Origin of the sequence: Acetobacter sp. DmW_125128 (assembly GCF_008704325.1) — a bacterium.
In the GTDB taxonomy this organism is placed as follows: domain Bacteria; phylum Pseudomonadota; class Alphaproteobacteria; order Acetobacterales; family Acetobacteraceae; genus Acetobacter; species Acetobacter oryzifermentans.
Window position 1 is genome coordinate 62,429 of sequence record NZ_VHOP01000038.1, and the last position, 19,172, is coordinate 81,600.

Sequence of the window (19,172 nt, forward strand, 5' to 3'; positions counted from 1 at the left end):
CCCTTGGTTCAGGGGCGGTTTTTATTTTTTCGGCACATGGAAACTCTCTTAACCTACGCGCCGTTGGCAGTATGCACCCCTTTTGTAAATACGGGAGGTTTTCATGACATTCCTGAACTCCGTTTCCAACGCCATTTCGAGCGTGGGAGATTTTGTAACAGCCGCGTGGTTTAACAAATCCGGCCTGTTAAGCGCTTTAAACGAAGTTCTTGGCCCTGTTCCCACGCCGGATCAGCCCAGCAAGCTGGAACAGCGGGCAGAAGCCATGGGCATGCTTTCCACCATCCGCCGTTGGCAGACCGCCCCCCACAGCCCACCAGCATCTGAGGCAGAAGTGCGCGGCTTTTTCCTACAGGAAGAACTGGACTGGTTTTCTGAACAGACAGGGCTTTCCGATACCGCAACCATGCACATTATCCGCAGGCTTCTGCCCCGTTGCGTGCGCCTGCGTGCCCTGCATGATCCGGCCCTGTTCCCGCAAAGAAGCCGCATTTCCCCGCAGGAACACACGTCTGCCGTATGATGTATTCAACACCGATAAAATAAGCATGGCGGAAACGCCAACTGGCTGTTCTGCCATGCTTTTTAGAAAATTATTTAACTTATTTACCCTTTACTTCCTTTTCCCTGCATGAATATCCAGACCTTCAAGCAGGAGAAGGATAATGTCTGAGCTACAAAATATTTTAAGAAATAAGATATTCGTTTTTATTATTTCTTTATGCAGTATTTTTTATATTTTTTCTTATCTGATACTGCCTTTTTCCACGGCTGATACAACATTTTACGCACTTATTGGCCGCGGCATGCTGCAAGAGCATATGCTACCGTACCAATATGTGTTCGATCACAAACCTGTAGGCGTTTATGTGCTTTACGGCGTGTGGGATGCACTTACTGCCCCGTTGCCTGTTGGCAAATTTACGGTTCTGGCTCTCCTTTCCCTTGCCGCATTTGCGGCTATGGCACGCAGTATCTGGCACACACGCTGGTTATGGGTTTTTGCTGCGCTGGTGTTGCTGGGTGCGCCATTTGAACTACTGGCCGGAAATACAGAAACACTTCTGATAACAACAGAACTGGCTGTTATCTGGCTGACCCGCAAAGGCACATTTGCAACCACACAGCAGACAAACCGCGCCCTGCTGCTTATGGCTGCTGGGGCTACGTTTGGCCTTACGGTTAACATCAACTATCTGGAAGGCATTTGCCTGTTTTTGCCTGTGTGCTTCCTGTTGCTGACAAACACACGCCCTCTTTTCAACGTGGTTTTGTTTGCCCTTGGCACATGCGGTGGATTGGTGGTTTTATTCTCGCCTTATCTGGTGCAGGGGCACCATGCGCTGGCAGATTACTTTACCCTGCAACATACTTTTTTACATTCTTACAGCGCCAAGCTTTCAAAACGCATCAAGGCGGTTCTGCTGCTTGCAGCTTATCTGGCGGTTTTTTCGCCCATTCTCATCAAATGGTTCGGGCAGAAATCTATCCTTAAAACAGCCCCTACACCAGATACCACGCTGCTTACGCTGTGGTTTGTATCTTCTGTGCCTGCGGCCCTTCTTTCCGGGCACCCGTTCAGCCATTATTCCGGGCTGTGGTTTGCGCCTGTTAGCATCATGCTGGTGCTTTTAAGCAAACAGAAAATACATTTTTCAGGCTGGGCATTCGCCCCACTGGCTACGGTTGTGGTGCTTAGCGGTGTGGATGAAACGCATAAAAATCTAAAAGATTATATCAACTTCAAACAGATTGATTACACGCGGGTATCTGATCTGGTTCAACAGCAAAAAGTTCTCAACATCCGTACACCGCACACCCATTTTTACATGGCCCATCTGCACAGTTTTGATCGCTACCTTTTCCGCGATCATATCGATATTATTTATGGAAAGAACGCAGCCCAGCATTACTTGCAGGATCTGTCTCAGCACCCGGCCTTTGTTATGCTGCCGTATCAAGCATGCACATCAGGCACAATAGAACAGCCTGTATGTGCCTATATTCAACAGCATTACCAACAGGTATATAGCGTACGCATAGGCAAGCCCGGCAGAAAAAAGCCCAACCGTTTCTCGTTCGAACTCTACAAAATCCGGAACTAACGCTTACGCGTCTGCCAGCTCCTGCAACTTCCAACGGTTCTCTGCTTCTGGCTCCAAGCTAAGCGGAATAGCGTTGGGCAGACGTACATTGGCGGGCAGAAACATGGCCGCACGCAAAGCACGAAACAGCGCCCCATGTGCCACAATCAGAGGCCGACCGGGGGCCTGTGTGGCGCGGTTTACGGCATCTGCGGCACGTTGTTTTAGGGCAGCAAATGTTTCTGCCCCCGGTGGCGTGTATTCACCGGCAATCCAGCTATCATACCAATCCCCAATCGGCTGGCCTTCCTGCTCACCAAAGCAGACTTCCTCCAGCCCCGCATCCACATCCAGCGGCAAAGCAGGCAGGCCGTGGGTAACAAGGGCATCTCGCACAATCGTAGCTGTACGCAAAGCACGCTCCAGCGGAGAGCACACAATGCGCGTAACCCCATTTTGCCCTGCTGCACGCAAGGCAACCTCAAGCAGCTTTCCCGCCGCCACAGCTTGGTCAATGCCGGTTTCATTCAAGGGCACATCCGTGCGCCCCTGAGAAAGGCCAGCCCGGTTCCAGTCTGTCTGGCCGTGGCGCAAATACCAGTATGGGCGGGGGAGAAGCGTGCTCATGGGGCCTCGGATCAATCGAACAGGGAGGAAACGGAGCTTTCATCCGCCACAGCATGAATGGCGCGCGCCAACAGACCAGAAATGGTGATCTGGCGGATATTGCGCGCAGCCATAACCTGCTCCGTAGCGCGAATGCTGTCTGTTAGCGTCAGCATTTCGATAGGCGAATCGGCAACGCGTTCCACGGCCTGCCCTGTCAGCACACCGTGGGTGACGTATGCGCCCACAGATGCGGCGCCTTGGTTGGCAATGGCACGGGCTGCGTTGCACAATGAGCCACCGCTATCCACAATATCGTCCACCAGCAGGCAATGGCGGCCACGCACGTCCCCAATTACGTTCATCACTTCGGAAACGCCTGCGCGTTCACGCCGCTTGTCAATAATGGCCAGATCCGTGTTCAGGCGCTGGGCCAACTGGCGGGCACGCACCACCCCCCCCACATCGGGGGAGACAATCATCAGATCGCGGTCCCCATAGTGGGAGCGAATGTCGCGCACAAACAGCGGGGCTGCGTACAGATTATCCACCGGAATATCAAAAAAGCCCTGAATCTGCATGGCGTGCAGATCCAGTGTCAGCACACGGCTGGCACCGGCTTCCACCAGCAGATTCGCCACCAGCTTGGCGCTGATAGGCGTGCGCGGGCCGGATTTACGATCCTGCCGGGCATAACCAAAATAGGGCATGACAGCGGTAATACGCTTGGCCGAACCACGGCGCAGCGCATCCAGCATAATCAGCAGTTCCATCAGGTTATCATTTGTGGGGGTGCAGGTGCTCTGGATAACGAACACGTCCTCACCACGTACATTTTCGTGGATTTCTACAAACACCTCCATGTCCGCAAAGCGGCGCACGGTGGCGTTGCAGAGGGGGAGGTTCAGCTCCGCGGCAACGGCTTCGGCAAGTGGGAGGTTGCTGTTACAGGCGACGATTTTCATGACAAGGACGGTTCCCGGCCTTAGGTGTGGAACGAAAAAAGGGCTCTCCGGCGGGCCGGGTGTAGCAACCACGGGGCCTGTTGTCATCTCTGCGGAGTGTTTTCCTGCCAATCGTTGCGCAAATGGCGCGCTCCCCTAGGGCTGCACGGGCTTATATGGCAGGCCATAATGGCAGCATAAAAAGCAAGCCAACCTTGCACAAACAGGCTGGGTTCTCTATCGCGTTAAACACCATGAACAGCACGCCCACCTTGCCGGATACGCAGGAAGAACGCGCCGCAAAAAAACAGCCCCCTCTTTCGGCTGCGCCGCAGCACGCCCCCCAGCCAGAGGGCCAACCCGTGCTGCATTTGGTGCCAGAACGGGGTTTTTCCTACTTTGTGCATGCCGCCCAAGATTTTGCGCGCGGCTTCCGCCATGCCCGGCTGGGGCTTACGCTGGCTTGGCTGGATATTCGGCTGCGGTATCGTGGCTCCATTCTGGGGCCGTTCTGGCTTACGGCCACCACGGCCATTATGGTAGCGGCCATGGGCGTGCTGTATGCGTATCTGCTCAACACAGATGTGCACACCTACCTGCCCTTCCTTACCCTTTCCTTGGTGTTATGGGGCTTTGTAGGCGGCACCATGCAGGAAGGGTGTGGCACTTTTACAGGGGCCGCGCGGCTTATCCATGCTGCCCGCATGCCGTATTCCCTGCATGTGCTGCGCGTGGCGGTGCGCAACATTCTGGTATTTGCGCATAACGTACCCGTAGTGGCCGGGGTGTTCTTGTGGTTTCACGTCGCACCCAAATGGACATGGACTCTGCTGCCCGCCACAGGCCTGTGGTTGGTGGACTGCTTTTTTGCCGTGCTGCTGCTGGGTATTCTGGGCGCGCGGTTTAGGGATGTGCCCCCCATTATCGCCAGCCTGACGCAGGTGATGTTCTTTGTAACACCCATTTTGTGGTCTCCGCAGTTGATGACAACCGGGCAGGCCTGGCTGCTGCTAGACCCCTTCTTTCCGTTAATTGAAATTTTGCGCGCGCCCTTTACCGGGGATGTCATGCAAACCGCCGTATGGCCTGCGGCCCTTGGGTGGTCTGCCGTGCTGATTGTTGCAACCTTCTGCCTGTTCGCCCGCATGCGCACACGGCTGGCATACTGGGTGTAAGGCGCATGACGGATATTGCGGTTGAAAACCTGCAAATCACCTTTCCGCTGTATCATGGCAATGCCCGCAGCTTGCGCAAATCGCTCAGCAAAACACTGGGCCGTACGCTCAACACCCGCTTCATGCACGATAACCGAGACCGCGTGGTGGTGCAGGCGCTTAAAGGTGTAAGCTTTACCCTGCAACCGGGGGACAGGCTGGGCCTTGTAGGTGGCAACGGGGCGGGCAAAACCACGCTGTTGCGCGCGCTGGCCGGTATTTATGAACCCGTAGGCGGCAGTGTTACGGTGCGCGGCAGCATTGGCACACTGCTAGACCCCGAACTGGGCATGAACATGGACCTAACCGGGCGGGAGAACATTCGCCTGCGCGGCATGTTCTCTGGCCTCAGCAAGGAGCAGACCGCGCAGGTTGAGACCGATGTAGAAAACTTTGCCAGCCTTGGCGCTTTTATGGATCTGCCCGTAAACACCTACAGTTCGGGCATGATGGTGCGCCTTTCCTTTGGCTTGGCCACGGCTATCATGCCCGATGTGTTGCTGATGGATGAATGGTTTATGGCGGGGGATGCCTCCTTCCGTAACCGTGCCCGTGCCCGGCTTGAAAACCTTGTCTCCCGTGCCGATATTCTGGTGCTCTCCAGCCATATGGCGGATGTAATGGCCGATTGGTGCAACCGCCTGATCTGGCTGGATCAGGGGCAGGTACGTATGGATGGCCCCACAGAGCAGGTGCTGGAAGCGTATTTAGGCCGCCCGCTGGAACGCAAGGCAGACGCAGAAAAGCCCGAAGAAACGCCGCCCACCCTCTAAACGCGGTTCTTGCAGCCCATTATTCGGGCTTGCACGCCTTTCAGGGCAGATGTTCCGTGTTCTCCCTGTTCGCAGGGGGCGCAAGTCATGACATACTCAACACCCATCTCGGCCCGCGCACACAGCACAGCCCACACGGAGCATGAATGAACCGGCCCTCCCCGCCTGGCGGACGCCACAAGGCCTGCTTTACCACCGGCAGCATCATGCGCCACGTGCTGGTTATGGCTGGCACCGGGGCCATTGGCCTTATGGCAGTGTTTGCGGTGGATATGCTCAATATGGTGTATATCAGCCACTTGGGTAACACCGCCCTTACGGCTGCCATTGGCTTTGCCGGGGCCGTTATTGGCTTGCAGATTGCCGTTTCCATCGGGCTAACCATCGGCATAAGTGCCGCCACCGCGCGTGAGATTGGCGCAGGCCGTGCGGATGAGGCACGGGGCATTGCCTCCTCCGCCCTTACTGTCATGATCGGGCTGGCAATGGTGCTGGGTATCGGCACCATGATTTTTGCCCACCCCATTCTGGTGCTGTTTGGCGCGCAGGGTGAGGCCTTGGCCAACGCCACCACATTCCTGCGCACCGTTAGCCCCGCTTTGCCCCTTATTTGTGCGGGTATGGGGGCTTCCTCCCTTATGCGCGTGGTGGGGGATGCCAAGGGCTCCATGCACATTACGTTGCTGGGGGCCGTAGTTGCTGCGGTGCTGGACCCTCTGTTTATTTTTGGGCTGCATGAAGGGCTTATGGGGGCGGCTATCAGCACAGTGCTTTCACGCGCGGTGGTGGCAACAGTGGGCCTGCGCGGCGCATTGCGGCACGATATGCTGGCCATGCCACAAGCCCACCGAATTGTGCCCGATACCAAACGCGTGGCCACGGTGGCTTTTCCGGCCATTCTTACCAATCTGGCCACGCCTGTTGGGGGTGTGTACGTTACGCAGGCCATGGCGCACTTTGGGTTGGCCGCTGTTGCAGGGCAGGCCTCTATCGAGCGTACGGTGCCTGTGCTGTTTGCGCTGGTTTTTGCACTTACCGGATCTGTTGGCCCTATTATGGGCCAGAACCTTGGCGCCGGGCAGTGCGACCGTGTGCGAGAAACCCTGCGTGCAGCCCTCAAGCTGGTGATTCTGAGCGTTGGGGCCACATGGTTGCTCCTGTTCTGTGCGCAAAACGGCGTTGTGGCTATGTATGATGCGCAAGGCGATGCTGCGGCCCTTATCCATATGTTCTGCACATGGACAATCGGCAGTTATCTGTTTGTGGGCATGCTGTTTGTAGCGAATGCCGCCTTTAACAACCTTGGTTTTCCGCTGTATTCCACCGCTTTTAACTGGGGCCGGGCCACGCTGGGCACCATTCCGTTTGTAATGATGGGCGCACGCTTTGGCCCGCTTGGCGTGCAGGCCGGGCAAGCGCTGGGGGCGATAGTGTTTGGCTCTTTTGCAGTCTTGACGGCGTTCCGTGTGACACAAACATTAGAAGTCTCTCCCGCACAGCATCCTCTGGCAGCGGGAGTGCGGAGCAGCACACCGGTTTCCGATGTTCCCACCACCAGCGCAGAAGCTGCCATGGCGGAACTGGACGAACTGGAAAGTGCCTCTGAACTGTGTGAGGAAGACAGGAAGACCAACCATGTCTAAGCTGACAACTGAAGAACGCAACGCCCTGCCCGATGATGCCTTTGCCCTGCCCGGCCGCCGCTACCCCATTCCCGATGCCACCCATGCGCGTGATGCGCTGGCACGGGCCAGCGAAATGCTGCACCGGGGGAACCTGACGCAGGAAGAATATGATACCATCCACGCCAAGGCGGAGGATGTTCTGCGCCGCGAACGAATGTAGTATTTAAACCCATATGCTAAACCGCCTGTATGCCCGCGTTTTGCGGCACGCCGCCAGCCCCTACGCGCCTTTATGGCTGGCGGCGCTGGCTTTTGCAGAAGCCAGCTTTTTCCCCCTTCCGCCAGAAACGCTACTGGTGCCCATGGTGTTGGCACATAGGCAAAAGGCATGGGTTTATGCCGCCATCTGCACGGTAGCCAGTGTGGCCGGTGGCCTGCTGGGCTGGCTGATTGGGGCAGCATTGCTGGATACGATAGCCCGCCCGATTGTGCATTTTTACCATGCCGAGGCCACGCTTCTGACCTTGCAGGAAAAATTCCGCCAATGGGGTGTGTGGATTATTCTGCTTAAGGGGCTAACGCCTATCCCCTACAAGTTTGTAACCATTGCCAGCGGCATGGCGCATTTTGCCATTTTGCCTTTTATGCTGGCCAGCCTTGTAACGCGCGGTGTGCGGTTTATGCTGGTGGCGGGCCTTTTGTGGCGCTTTGGGGCCCCTATTCAGGATTTTCTGGAAAAACGCCTGCCGCTGGTGGCCGGGGCATTTGCCATCGTGTTTTTAGGCGGCATTATTGCGCTGAAATATCTGTAAGTCTGGCCCTTGCATAAAAGCCCACGCGGGGCAGAACCCCTGCCCTGTGGCTTGTGCCCTGCCCGATTGCAGCGCAAAATGGTAGCCAGATTTTAAACATCTTGCTTGAGTGATAACCGGGAGAAAAAACGCGGATGCCAACCCAGATAGCTGTGATTACAGGCGCAGGCGCCGGTATTGGCCGCGCGGCGGCACGTGCGCTGGGCCGCGCCGGGTTTGATATTGCCCTGCTGGGCCGCAATGAAAAGCGGCTGAAAGAAACAGCAGAAAATCTGGGCAAACATTCTGTGCGGTCATTGGTTATTCCGCTGGATGTTTCAGACGCCAAAGCCGTGCAGGATGCGGCAGAGCGTATTGAAACAGAACTTGGCCCCATTTCGGTTTGGGCCAACTGCGCCGGGGCCACGGTTGTTGGGCAGGTTTCCACTCTTTCTGCCGATGATATCCGCCGGGCCACAGAGGTAACCTATCTGGGCAGCGTAAACGGCACATTGGCCGCACTTGGCGTTATGCGTCGGCGCGGGCAAGGGGCTATTATCAATCTGGATCTGGCCCCCAATTTACGCGGCATGCTGCTTCAGGCAGCAGAAAACGGGGCACGTTCTGCCCTGCGCGGTTTTTGTGAAAGCCTGCGCCCAGAGCTGCGGCACGATGCCGATAATATTCGCGTGGTGATGGTGGATTTACCCGCCATCAACACCCCCCATTATGGCTGGACACGCAACCTTACGGGCAAGCGCTTAAAACCCGTTGGCCCGGTGTATGAACCCGAAGTAGCGGCAGAAGCCATTTGCCGTGCCGCCTTTAGCACCAGCCGCTCTATCTCCATTGGCGCCACCAACAGCTTTGCCGCCCTGTGGCACATGATTGCCCCCGGCTGCCGTGAAGCCCGCTTGGCAGAGAAAGGCTATAAGGCCCAGATGGAGCATGATTGGGCAGAAGGCCCGCAGCCGGATGATTTGTACAAATCCGTGCCCGGTTCCTTTGGGGCGCAAGGCCCGTTTAATGAACACTCCCGCAGGGTGGACAGCCCGCTAACCTTTTTTGTTTCCAGCAGCTTGCGGGCAAGCATTTTTGGTGCGCTTACGGCCATGAGCCTTACCGCCCTGATGGCGCATATTCGTAACTGCCGGAAATCCTGACCACCTGCTTTCTGCCCCGTGTGGTTTTTCTGCTGCACGGGGCAAATTTTTGCGGCCTTAATGATGCCATCTGAATAAACAGCCAGAAATCAGTTCAAACGCCCGCGTGGTTTAATAGGCTGCTGGCGCATTTGCTGGTGCATGTGCAAACCATGCATCAGGCGGTCTGCATCTGCTGGTGGCAGCACAAGCCCTACCGGGCCAAAGGCCGGGTGCTGAAAAGCCAGAACAGAACCATCCGTGCTGGCTTCGGGTTGAAGCGCCCATTTGGTGCGCGTAACAGGTGTAAAAGTAGCGCCTTCTATGGGCGGCAGCTCCTTACCTTCCAGCATTGTTTCCCGGCACTGGCCCAAAACCTGAATCAGCCGGGTGATGTCTTCTACCGAAAGCGCAATATCTACCGCAGGCTGATCTTCCTGCTCTAGCACCTTAAGATGTACTTCTGTGTGGTCTGCTGAAAGAGACAGATCAAGCTTGGAAGACATATAACCTCCTACCCTCGGTTACCCCAAAACAGGCTTGCGCCCTTTCGGCTCACCAAAAAACTTTACGCTGATATGGTGTGGCAAAGCCCCTTAAACCAGAGCACCACCCCACACCCACCATGCGGCGTGTGCATCTGCCAACCTGTCTGCCGCTTCTCGCGCGGCTTCTACGGTAGGGAACACGCCAAAACACGTGGCGCCAGAACCGCTCATGCGGGCCAACTGGCATTCTGGTTGCATGGCAATATCGGCCAACACCCGCTTAACGGGCGGGCATACATTGCATGCCGGAGCTTCCAGACTGTTTTCCTGCGCCTTTAAGGTTTCCACCATAGCAGCACTATTGGGCCAGCTTTGCGGCAAAGCAGCCCTAGGCACAAAATCGCCGGTTCTTTTGCGGAACACATCCGGGGTGGAAACAGCCTGCCCGCAATTTACCAACACAAGGCCACACTCTGGCAAACGCGGCGCGGGGGTAAGGGTTTCCCCAATACCTTCCATCCGCACGGTCTGGCTTAGCAGGCATACGGGCACATCCGCCCCCAATGTTTCCGCTACACGGAACAGGGTTGGTTCACCCACCTGCGCGTTCCATGCCCGGTTTAGCAGGCGTAGGGCCGCAGCGGCATCTGCCGAACCCCCACCAATGCCAGAGGCCACGGGCAGGTTTTTTTCCAGCACAAGGCAGCCGCCCTGCACATTGGCATCCGGCCCGGCCAGATCACGCAGCACTGCGGCGGCTTTCATAACCAGATTATCAGCCCCGGCGGCATCTGCCCCAAGGGCGCGGCCAAAGCGGCCTTCCAGCTTGAGATGCAGAGGTTCAGAACCCGGCTCATAACGCAGCACATCACCAGCGCCAGCAAACACCACAAGGCTATCCAGCAAGTGGTATCCATCTGGCCTGCGGCCAGTAACGTGCAAATACAGATTGATTTTTGCAGGGGCAATTTCTGTCAGGGTTGTGGTTGCAACATCCAGAACATCAACTGTCATGGCGTGTGTGTTCCTTTATCCTGCGGCGCAACTTTAGCAGGCGCGGCCTGATCTGCCTTTTTGGCATCCGGCTCCACACCTGCGCGCTTGAGCGCAGCACGTATCAATACTTCATCCGACGGAATAGGGTGCAGCCCCAAAGCCACGTTCCACTGATCTATGGCTTCGGTCTTGCGGCCCTGCCGCCAGTAAACCTCGCCCAGATGATAATTCACTTCCGGGTCTTCTGGTGTTTTTTCTGCGGCTTTTTCTAAAAGATCCAGCGCCTCGTTCAGGTCTCCACGCTCTGCGCGCACCCAGCCGAGGCTGTCTGTAATAGCGGCATCATCGGGGGAAAGCTGGTGCGCCTTGCGCAAAAGTTTTTCGGCTTCGGGCAGGTTTTCATGCCGCTCCACCATAGAATACCCCAGAAAATTCAGCAGCATGGATTCGTCTGGCGCGTAAGCCAGTGCGGCGCGGGCATCATCCCGCGCGTGGGGCCAATCCCCCATTTCGTGGTACACCATGGCGCGCAGGAAAAGCAGCGTCCAATCCACATCTTTTTGGGCTGTGGCAAGGTCTATGGCTTTGGTATAGGCGGCAATTGCGCCTTTCCAGTCCTTCTGCTGCACCAGCGCATTGCCCAAGGCACGCTGAAGCAGAATCTGATCTGGCAACTGGGCCACAAGCGGGCGCAACAGGTTTACCGCCTCGGTGGCCTGATCGGGCGTGGAATCCAGCACCGCCAGCCGCAGCCGCGCCACGGGGGACATGGGGTCAGACTGCGGCACGCGCAGCAATGTTTCACGCGCAGCAGCCCCGTGGTCTTCATCAATCTGGATTTCGGCCAGCATCAGACGGGCTTCAGCCAATGTGGGGTCCATCGCCAAGGCAAAGCCCAGCATCAGACGTGCGGCCTCGTTAAACTGGTAGAGGTTGGCATCATTCCCCACCATGCCGCCTGTGGCTGCGGCCTGTTGGGCTTGCTCCCGCCCCTGTTGGCGCAGCAAAAACGCCGTAAGAATGTAAGCCCGCGCAATACCTCCGCGCGCCGATGTAACCGGGAAGTGCGAAATGGTGGCCTGAAGCTGCGGGCCAGCCAGCAACAGAACTGGATCATCCCCTTCCAGCTTGCGCAGCTCGGCGCGGGCTTTTTCTTTCTGCCCGTGCTCCCACAACCATGCGGCGTAGGAACGGGTGAGCAGCAGATCACCCCCCGGCATGATCTTGCGCGTTGCATCAAAAAGCTGGCCTGCGCGGTCTGTCTGGCCTGCTACCTGCGCAATCAGGGCGGCGTGCAGCGTGTAAAACGGCACCAGAACAGATTTTTGAATATGGGTCAGGCTTTCCACCGCCGCATCCGCATGGCCTTGGGCCTGTTCACACCATGCCAGCAATAGCGGCATAATAAGATGTGTCAGCGGGTCTGTGCGTGCTTGGTGGTAATAGGTTAGCGCCTCGCCCCACTCACCGCGCGCAGCGGCATCGTTCCCCAACACCAAAGCGGAGATGACGCTTTGCGCGCCGGGCAGCTTATCCAACTTGTGGGCCAGCGGCACCGCATCGGCATCCCCCGCCATAACACTGCGCACAAAAGCCTGCTTCAGCAGGTCCATATTCTGTGGGTCTGCGGCTGCGGCCTGGCGGAAAGAGCGTGCGGCCTGAAGGTCATCCCCCCTGCGAACGGCAATGACGGCGCTTAGAAACGCCCCCGAATCGACATGCCCGACAGGCGCATGCATAACCGCAGTATCTGCTTTGGGTTCGGCCCCTTTAAGGGCTGCGCCAGATGTATCGGGCTGGGCCGCATACAGCGGAGAAGCCAGCACAGTGGCGGAAAGCAGCATGAAAACCGTAGGCAGAAGGCGACAAAACAGCATAAGAACCCTATCTACAGGATACGGTGGCAACCGGGCAGGCCGCCCACGGATGCCCCACCCCTTCTGGCAGAGCGGAAAGGAACGACATGAACGACTGGTTTTGTCTAACGCGCCCGCGCCAAACCACCAAACCGTCCGCTTTATGATACGGTTTATATGATGGAAGCTGCTCTGTCTCTCCTGCGCCTTTATACGGAATGGGGCGTGGATGTTGCTGTAACCGATGCTGCGGTCGATCATCGGCATGCCGGGGCCGGGCTTGTGTTGCCTCCGCTACGGGGCAAAACGCCCCAACAGGCACCACCGTACACACCGCCGCAGCCCGGAACGGGCAGAACACCGGCACCTGCCACCACTGCGCAACGCCCCCCACAGCAGCAGCCTGCCCCCACCAGCTTTGCAGATACCGTGGAACAGGCGCAGCGCCTTGCCGCCGCCGCCACTACGCCAGAAGAGCTGTTTCAGGCGATGGATTCCTTCATGGCATGCCCTTTGCGCGGCGCTGCCATGCACACCCTTATGCCCGCCGGGCCACACCACGCCCCGTTGATGCTGATTGGGGAAGCCCCGGATGAGGATGAAGATAGAAGCGGGCAGGTTTTTGCAGGCCTATGTGGCACCCTGCTGGATACCATGCTGGCCCCACTGCCTTTGGAACGCAGCCAACTGGCCCTTGCTACGGCCCTGCCGTGGCGGCCAGCCGGGGGCACCGCACCAACAGAGATGGATCAGCGCATCTGCCGCCCCTTTCTGGAACGCGCCATAACGTTATTTGCCCCCCAGCGCCTGTTGCTATGCGGGCGGCTGCCTGCCCGGATGCTGCTCGGCAAAACAACGGATCTGCCCCGCCGCAACTGGCAGGAGATTACCTTGCCGGGGTTGCCTGCGTTGCCGGTTATGGTCATGCGCCATCCGCTTCAACTTCGGGCCAGCCCCGCTGCACGGCGTGAAATATGGGCAACACTGATGACGGTGATGGATACCCTGCGCCAAGACAGCCAAAGCATGTAATCAGCACACGCATGTAAGCGTAAGCGCTACGCCAGATGTTACAGAATATGTCAGCAAGAAATACGTTGCATAAACCGTGGGAATACCTGCGCAAATCATAGAAATTCTTCCAGCTTGACCAGCGATTCACCACAGGGAATGCAACAATTTTTGAAGAACCTTTCCCTTTTCTTACAGACAGGAAACTTGCCTTTTAGGCTGGAAGGGCCTAGACCCCGCCAGCCATGCGAGCGATAGGTCAAATTCCTCATCAGATCGCGGCAAAAGCCATTCTGGCTGGTGCCGCCCTTTTGGCCAGCGCTTCCGTCGTTGTGACGAGAGCCCATGCCAAGCCCCCGGAAGCCGGGCCAGAACCGTACAGCGAAGAGCTGGCTATGGTTCTGCCACGCCAGGCTTTCCCCGAAGGTGATGATGTTACACTCCCCAAACCTCTTCCCCCGGAAGTTGCCACTCAGGTGCGCGCTATTTTGCGCCTGCAACAGCAGGGGGCGTTCACGGAAGCCATTAGCAGCACCACGCATCTCACAGATTCCACCCTGTTGGGTGAGCTACAGGCAGACCGTTACCTAAACCCGAATTACCACCCCAACGCGACCGAGCTGCGGAACTGGCTGAAACAATACACCAGCTATGCCGATGCTCCGGCCATATGGGCACGCCTTGCCGCGCTGCCCGAACGGGGTGGCCCGTTACCCCCTGCCCCACCGGCAGACCACTTAGCCCCGGCCCACGCCGCCCTTGCGGCTGGCCCACTGGCGCAGGAATTCACCCGTAACCCCCTGCTAGACCGCACCTTGCGCGAACGCACCACATGGGGGCTAAAGGGCGTGCACAGTGCATTGCACCTTATCAGCATTACACCGGGCATGACGCCCGCTTACGCGGCCCAGCTTCAAGCGGAAACCGCACAGGCCATGCTGGTTTCGGGTGAAACGGATATGGCGCTGGATATTGGCCGCACGGCTGTACACCTTTCCCGCGAGCGCAATCCACTGGCCAGCTACATTACAGGGCTGGCCCTGTGGCAGAAGCAAGCCTACGCAGAAGCCATTCCGTTTTTTGAAAAAGCCTCCCACGCCCCGCGCGCCATGCCTGAAATGCGGGCCGCCTGCGCCTTTTGGGCCGCACGTGGGCACGGAAAAACCGGCAATGCCCATGCTCAGCATGTGTGGCTCCAACACGCGGCAGCTTTCCCGCGTAGTTTCTATGGGCTTCTGGCCTATCGGATGTTGCAGCCAGCCCCGGCAGACCATGCGGCCTCTAACGCCCATACACACGCTATTGGCTTTAAGCCGCTGGAAAACAGCCCCGTTCCGGATAACGGTGCGTCCTCCGCTCCGGTGCTAACGGAAATTGATATCGAAGCCGTTGGCAGTTCCGAAGTAGGCCGCCGCGTGTTTGCCCTGCTGCAAGTTGGTGAGCCGGAAATGGCAGAAAACGCCATCCGCCGCGCATGGCCAGACCTGCGAGACGTGACACTGGCGCGGGCCTTCCAGCTTGTGGCGCAAACAGCCGGGCTGCATGATCTGGCTACAGAAATGGCCGATGCCCTGAACACCCATGCCGCCACGGCGCAGAATGCAGAGGATACACCCCTGCCCCTGCTGCGCCCCCGGCACGGCTTTACCATGGACCCTGCCCTTGTTTACGCACTCGCCCGTGTGGAATCGAACTTCGACCCACGTGCTGTTTCCGGCGCAGGGGCGCATGGCCTGATGCAGATCCGCCCTCTTACGGCTGATTTTGTCACCAGCGAGTCCCCCACCAATCTGAACCACCATTTTGTGCATTCCGCCGAAGCCCTGCATGACCCCAGCATCAATCTGGAAATCGGGCAGCGCTATGTGCAGTATCTGGCGGGGCTAACGCGCCAGAGCAACCACACAGAGGCACGTGGTGGAGATATTATCCGCCTGCTTGCCAGCTATAACGCAGGGCCTTCCGCCCTTGCGCATTGGGAAAGTTCCACCGGCCCAGCAGCTAATGATCCGCTGCTGTTTATGGAGCTGCTACCCAACACAGAAACGCGGGATTACGTGCACCACACCCTTGCTTACCTGTGGATGTATGCCGCCAAGATGAAGCTGCCGACACCTTCCCTTACAGCCTTGGCCCAAAGCACATGGCCAGACTTTGAGGATGAAAAAGCACTGGCGCATACGCTCAACACCCGCACCCTTCATTAAGGCTCTGCGGCGCAGGTTTAGAGGGCTTATCGCATAAAAAAGGGGCGCAGCTTTAACCGGCTGCGCCCCTTTTTTATAACCTGTTGCAAGGCTGCATGAGAGCCCCTTGGGGCAGGCCAAATACCTGCCCGCGTGGTGGCCTCTCAGTTTTCCGCCAGAGGCTGCCTGCTGGCCCGCACGCGAGAAACACGACGGCCCTCCATTTCCAGCACCTCAAACAGCCATCCCTCGTAAGCCACCTTATCCCCCACCGCTGGCACACGACGCAGAAGGGCCAGAATAAGGCCGCCCAGCGTGTGGTAGCTGCCTTCTTCCGGCAGGGTTTTGATGGCCAGTTGGTCTTTCACTTCATCGGCGGATTCCGTGCCATCCAGCATCAGCACCGCATCTGGGGCCGGTTCTGTGTTCAGGCGCGTGAGTTTTTGAGGCTCGTGCGAAGTTTCCCCCACAATGGCATCAAACAAATCAGACGCCGTAACAATGCCTTCAAACGCCCCGTATTCATCAAACACAAAGGCCATGCCCAGTGGAATACTGCGCATGCGCTCCAGCATATCCAGCGCGGAAATACTATCTGGCACCACCACCATTGGGCGCAAACCTGCCTCTATAGAGGCAGGCATGCCGTCTAGAACGCGGTCCAGCATATCCTTGGCCAAAACCACACCTACGGGGTTATCCACCCCACCCTCGCACACCACAAGGCGGGCATAGGTGGTTTGCTTGAGTGCCTGCACCAGTGCCTCGCGCCCGGCATGGCGGTCTATCCATACCAGCTCGTTTCTGGGGGTCATGATGGCACGCACGGGCCTGTCTGCAAGGCGCAGCAGACGTTCGATCATGGTGCGTTCTTCATGCTCCAGCACGCCCAAGCGCGCGCCTTCTGCAATGTAGGCTTTCAGTTCTTCTTCCGTCAGCGTCTGGTTTACAGCATCTGCCGCACCCATCAGGCGCAGAACCACGTTGGAAGACTGGCGCAGCAGCCACACCACCGGGCGGGTGGCATTGGCCAGAACCTCCAGCGGTGCAGCCAGACGGGCGGCCACTTTTTCTGGTTCGCGCAGGGCCAGTTGCTTGGGCACAAGCTCACCCAGCACCAGCATAATCGCCGTAATCAGCACCACCACCACAATCATGGAAAGCTGCGGGGCAATAGGTTTAATGGCCGGAATACGCTCCAGCATGGGGGTAAGGTGTGCTTCTATCTGCACCCCACCAAATGTGCCTTCCAGAATGGAAACAAGTGTCATGCCCACTTGCACTGTGGGCAAGAAGATTTGCGGGTCTTCCGCCAGCCGCATGGCCCGCTCGGCCCCGCGTACACCTTGTTCCTGCAACATGACCAGCCGGGGGATACGCACGGAAATAAGTGCAAGTTCCCCCATGGCAAACACGGCGTTCAGCAACACCAGAAAGAAAATGACAAGAATGGAAAGTGCCATGAAAAACGATATGCCCTCTGTGTAGGGTACCCGCGTGGCGGGTTTCTGGCGGGCAGAATAGGGGATGATTTCCCCCAAAGCCACAGCTAGGCCATACAGGAAAGCGTATTGCCTTATGCGGCGGCAGTATGTCTGCCTTCCGGATAAAGCGGACCAATTCGGTATGTTTTAGGCGTTCAGCGCAAAAAAAGAGCGGCCCCTTGCGGGAACCGCTCCTTTTTAAAACCCGATTCGGAAGGCCCGATCAGTCTGCCGCAGTGGCTTCTACTGCTGGCTTTGCTACCGGAGCATCGTTTGCGCCTTCGGCTGTGCGAATCACCTTCACACGTGGGGCCTTGGCAGGCTTGCGTGCGGCAATGGCGTCCATCTGTTCTTCCACCTGTTTGGAGAAGACGTACTGGGCCGGGCGCTGGTTTGCCAGCGAGATTTCCGGAGCCATTGGTTTTTCTGTTTCGGGGCCAAACAGCGCCACTTTGGCAATATGCCAAGGGCGGCGCACGGCATCCATCACAGCGGTGGATTCGTAACCGGAATGCACCATGCAATCAGCGCATTTTTCGTAGTTACCGGTGCCGTAATCATCCCACTTCGTGTCATCCATCAGCTCACGGAAGGACTTGGCATAGCCTTCACCCAGCAGATAGCACGGGCGCTGCCAGCCAAACACGTTACGCAGCGGCTTGCCCCACGGCGTGCAGTGGTACTGCTCGTTCCCCGCCAGGAAGTTCAGGAACAGCGGAGACTGCGTAAACCGCCATTTGTGGCCTTTGCCCAAACGGAAGATATCGCGGAAAAGCTGCTTGGTTTTCTGGCGGTTCAGGAAGTGTTCCTGATCTGGTGCGCGTTCGTAGGCATAACCCGGTGCGGTCATGATTCCGTCCACGCCCATTGCCATCACTTCATCAAAGAAACTGGCAACACGCTGCGGATCTGCGCCATCAAACAGGGTGCAGTTGATGGAAACGCGGAAGCCGCGCTCCTTGGCTTTTTTAATGGCTGCCACGGCACGTTCATACACCCCATCCTGGCAGACGGAGGAATCGTGCATGGTTTTGTCACCATCCAGATGCACATCCCAAGAGAAGAAGGGGGATGGTTCATATTCATCCATCTTCTTTTCAAGCAGCAGGGCATTTGTGCACAGGTAAACGTATTTTTTACGCGCAATCAGACCGCGAATAATCTGCGGCATTTCCTTGTGCAGCAGCGGTTCACCACCGGCCACAGCCACAACTGGCGCGCCTGCCTCGGCATCTGCATCCATGCATTCCTGCACGGTCATGCGCTGGTTGAGAATGGCAGCCGGGTAGTCGATCTTCCCGCAACCTGCGCATGCCAGATTGCAACGGAAAAGCGGCTCAAGCATCAGCACAAGCGGATAGCGCTTCCGCTTCTTGAGATGCTGTGTGACGACATATTTGCCGACCCTGACGGCCTGCATTATCGGTACGGCCATAAACCCCCGCTCCGGCGCATCACTTACGCCCGTATCGTGACTGGAAAGAACTTGTTCAGTTCAGTGTGTAACAAGAAACGCGGCCGTGCTACCCGCGGCAAGTATTTCCGCCCTGAGCCATCAGGTGGTCAGACAGCATACTGAATACACGCGTTACGCGGCCACGCATGAAAGAAGATATTGGCCTGCATATATGTTGTGTGGTTTGTCAAGCTCAAGTGTTTTCACACTCCTGTTGCAAAAAGGCCACAATCACCAGCTTGTTTTGTTTCAATACTTGCGTTCTTGCGTGAAACATTAAACCACATGCCATCGGATCGCGATGTCTGTCGGCATGCAAACGCGGCGTAAGACACACTTCGGGTTGCGTCATCCGCCCAGGTACCAGACAGCAGCCCGCAACAAAAAGATGGAAACGATCGCATGGACAGTTCTCAGGACAAGAGCGCGCCTTCACCGATTCCGACGTTAGGGCGTTTTCCTGCGCTGGACCGGGTTGAGTATCCGGCGGACCTGCGCAATCTCTCGGTTGAGCAG

The 19,172-nt window shown here is 57.3% G+C and carries 17 protein-coding genes; 10 read left to right on the forward strand and 7 right to left on the reverse strand.

What is annotated here, in order from left to right; translation table 11 throughout:
* The first annotated feature begins 103 nt into the window (after positions 1-103).
* Both FKW19_RS11780 and FKW19_RS11785 read left to right on the forward strand, forming a co-directional pair.
* A complete protein-coding gene (locus FKW19_RS11780; protein WP_006116970.1) occupies positions 104-523 on the forward strand; it encodes a hypothetical protein in 420 nt (139 codons plus the stop codon).
* A 142-nt stretch (positions 524-665) separates the two neighbouring features.
* Positions 666-2,105 carry a hypothetical protein gene (locus tag FKW19_RS11785; protein ID WP_089178578.1) on the forward strand — a complete coding sequence of 480 codons (1,440 nt, stop codon included), beginning with the start codon at positions 666-668 and terminating at the stop codon, positions 2,103-2,105.
* Positions 2,106-2,108: 3 nt separating this feature from the next.
* On the opposite strand, the gene FKW19_RS11790 is transcribed toward FKW19_RS11785, so the two are convergent.
* Both FKW19_RS11790 and FKW19_RS11795 read right to left on the reverse strand, forming a co-directional pair.
* Positions 2,109-2,711 carry a histidine phosphatase family protein gene (locus tag FKW19_RS11790; RefSeq protein ID WP_089178577.1) on the reverse strand — a complete coding sequence of 201 codons (603 nt, stop codon included), beginning with the start codon at positions 2,709-2,711 and terminating at the stop codon, positions 2,109-2,111.
* Between the two features lie 11 nt (positions 2,712-2,722).
* Positions 2,723-3,655 carry a ribose-phosphate pyrophosphokinase gene (locus FKW19_RS11795; protein ID WP_035362377.1) on the reverse strand — a complete coding sequence of 311 codons (933 nt, stop codon included), beginning with the start codon at positions 3,653-3,655 and terminating at the stop codon, positions 2,723-2,725.
* A 122-nt stretch (positions 3,656-3,777) separates the two neighbouring features.
* Between FKW19_RS11795 and FKW19_RS11800 the strand changes: the two genes are divergently transcribed.
* The 6 genes from FKW19_RS11800 (at position 3,778) to FKW19_RS11825 (ending at position 9,200) form a co-directional block, all read left to right on the forward strand.
* Complete coding sequence (locus tag FKW19_RS11800) at positions 3,778-4,809, forward strand: ABC transporter permease (RefSeq protein WP_039891910.1); 1,032 nt, start codon at positions 3,778-3,780, stop codon at positions 4,807-4,809.
* Between the two features lie 5 nt (positions 4,810-4,814).
* On the forward strand, positions 4,815-5,621 hold the full coding sequence (locus tag FKW19_RS11805; RefSeq protein ID WP_089178576.1) for an ABC transporter ATP-binding protein: 807 nt from the start codon (positions 4,815-4,817) through the stop codon (positions 5,619-5,621).
* Between the two features lie 146 nt (positions 5,622-5,767).
* The gene (locus tag FKW19_RS11810) at positions 5,768-7,264 is read left to right on the forward strand and encodes an MATE family efflux transporter (RefSeq protein WP_039891908.1); all 1,497 of its coding nucleotides are present in this window, start codon (positions 5,768-5,770) and stop codon (positions 7,262-7,264) included.
* Positions 7,257-7,466 (forward strand): hypothetical protein, encoded by a 210-nt coding sequence (locus FKW19_RS11815; RefSeq protein WP_003625103.1) that lies wholly within the window; start codon positions 7,257-7,259, stop codon positions 7,464-7,466. The genes FKW19_RS11810 and FKW19_RS11815 overlap by 8 nt, the downstream gene beginning before the upstream one ends.
* A 13-nt stretch (positions 7,467-7,479) precedes the next feature.
* The gene (locus tag FKW19_RS11820; RefSeq protein ID WP_006116961.1) at positions 7,480-8,058 is read left to right on the forward strand and encodes a YqaA family protein; all 579 of its coding nucleotides are present in this window, start codon (positions 7,480-7,482) and stop codon (positions 8,056-8,058) included.
* 134 nt (positions 8,059-8,192) lie between these two features.
* The gene (locus FKW19_RS11825) at positions 8,193-9,200 is read left to right on the forward strand and encodes an SDR family oxidoreductase (RefSeq protein WP_089178575.1); all 1,008 of its coding nucleotides are present in this window, start codon (positions 8,193-8,195) and stop codon (positions 9,198-9,200) included.
* Positions 9,201-9,289: 89 nt separating this feature from the next.
* On the opposite strand, the gene FKW19_RS11830 is transcribed toward FKW19_RS11825, so the two are convergent.
* The 3 genes from FKW19_RS11830 to FKW19_RS11840 all read right to left on the reverse strand — a co-directional run bounded on the left by FKW19_RS11830 (position 9,290) and on the right by FKW19_RS11840 (position 12,540).
* Positions 9,290-9,685, reverse strand: a complete 396-nt coding sequence (locus FKW19_RS11830; protein WP_006116959.1) for a hypothetical protein — start codon at positions 9,683-9,685, stop codon at positions 9,290-9,292.
* Between the two features lie 90 nt (positions 9,686-9,775).
* A complete protein-coding gene (locus FKW19_RS11835) occupies positions 9,776-10,681 on the reverse strand; it encodes a 4-(cytidine 5'-diphospho)-2-C-methyl-D-erythritol kinase (RefSeq protein ID WP_006116958.1) in 906 nt (301 codons plus the stop codon).
* Positions 10,678-12,540 (reverse strand): tetratricopeptide repeat protein, encoded by a 1,863-nt coding sequence (locus tag FKW19_RS11840; protein WP_089178574.1) that lies wholly within the window; start codon positions 12,538-12,540, stop codon positions 10,678-10,680. The genes FKW19_RS11835 and FKW19_RS11840 overlap by 4 nt, the downstream gene beginning before the upstream one ends.
* Before the next feature lie 156 nt (positions 12,541-12,696).
* Here FKW19_RS11840 and FKW19_RS11845 point away from each other — a divergent pair, with 156 nt between their 5' ends.
* Together FKW19_RS11845 and FKW19_RS11850 are read left to right on the forward strand one after the other, a co-directional pair.
* Positions 12,697-13,551, forward strand: coding sequence for a uracil-DNA glycosylase family protein (locus FKW19_RS11845; protein ID WP_089178573.1), 855 nt, complete (start codon positions 12,697-12,699; stop codon positions 13,549-13,551).
* A gap of 224 nt (positions 13,552-13,775) precedes the next feature.
* Complete coding sequence (locus FKW19_RS11850) at positions 13,776-15,737, forward strand: lytic transglycosylase domain-containing protein (protein WP_063353532.1); 1,962 nt, start codon at positions 13,776-13,778, stop codon at positions 15,735-15,737.
* 143 nt (positions 15,738-15,880) lie between these two features.
* On the opposite strand, the gene FKW19_RS11855 is transcribed toward FKW19_RS11850, so the two are convergent.
* Complete coding sequence (locus FKW19_RS11855; RefSeq protein ID WP_006116954.1) at positions 15,881-17,263, reverse strand: hemolysin family protein; 1,383 nt, start codon at positions 17,261-17,263, stop codon at positions 15,881-15,883.
* Between the two features lie 160 nt (positions 17,264-17,423).
* The gene (gene hpnH / locus FKW19_RS11860; protein WP_089178572.1) at positions 17,424-18,635 is read right to left on the reverse strand and encodes an adenosyl-hopene transferase HpnH; all 1,212 of its coding nucleotides are present in this window, start codon (positions 18,633-18,635) and stop codon (positions 17,424-17,426) included.
* Positions 18,636-19,172 lie beyond the last annotated feature (537 nt).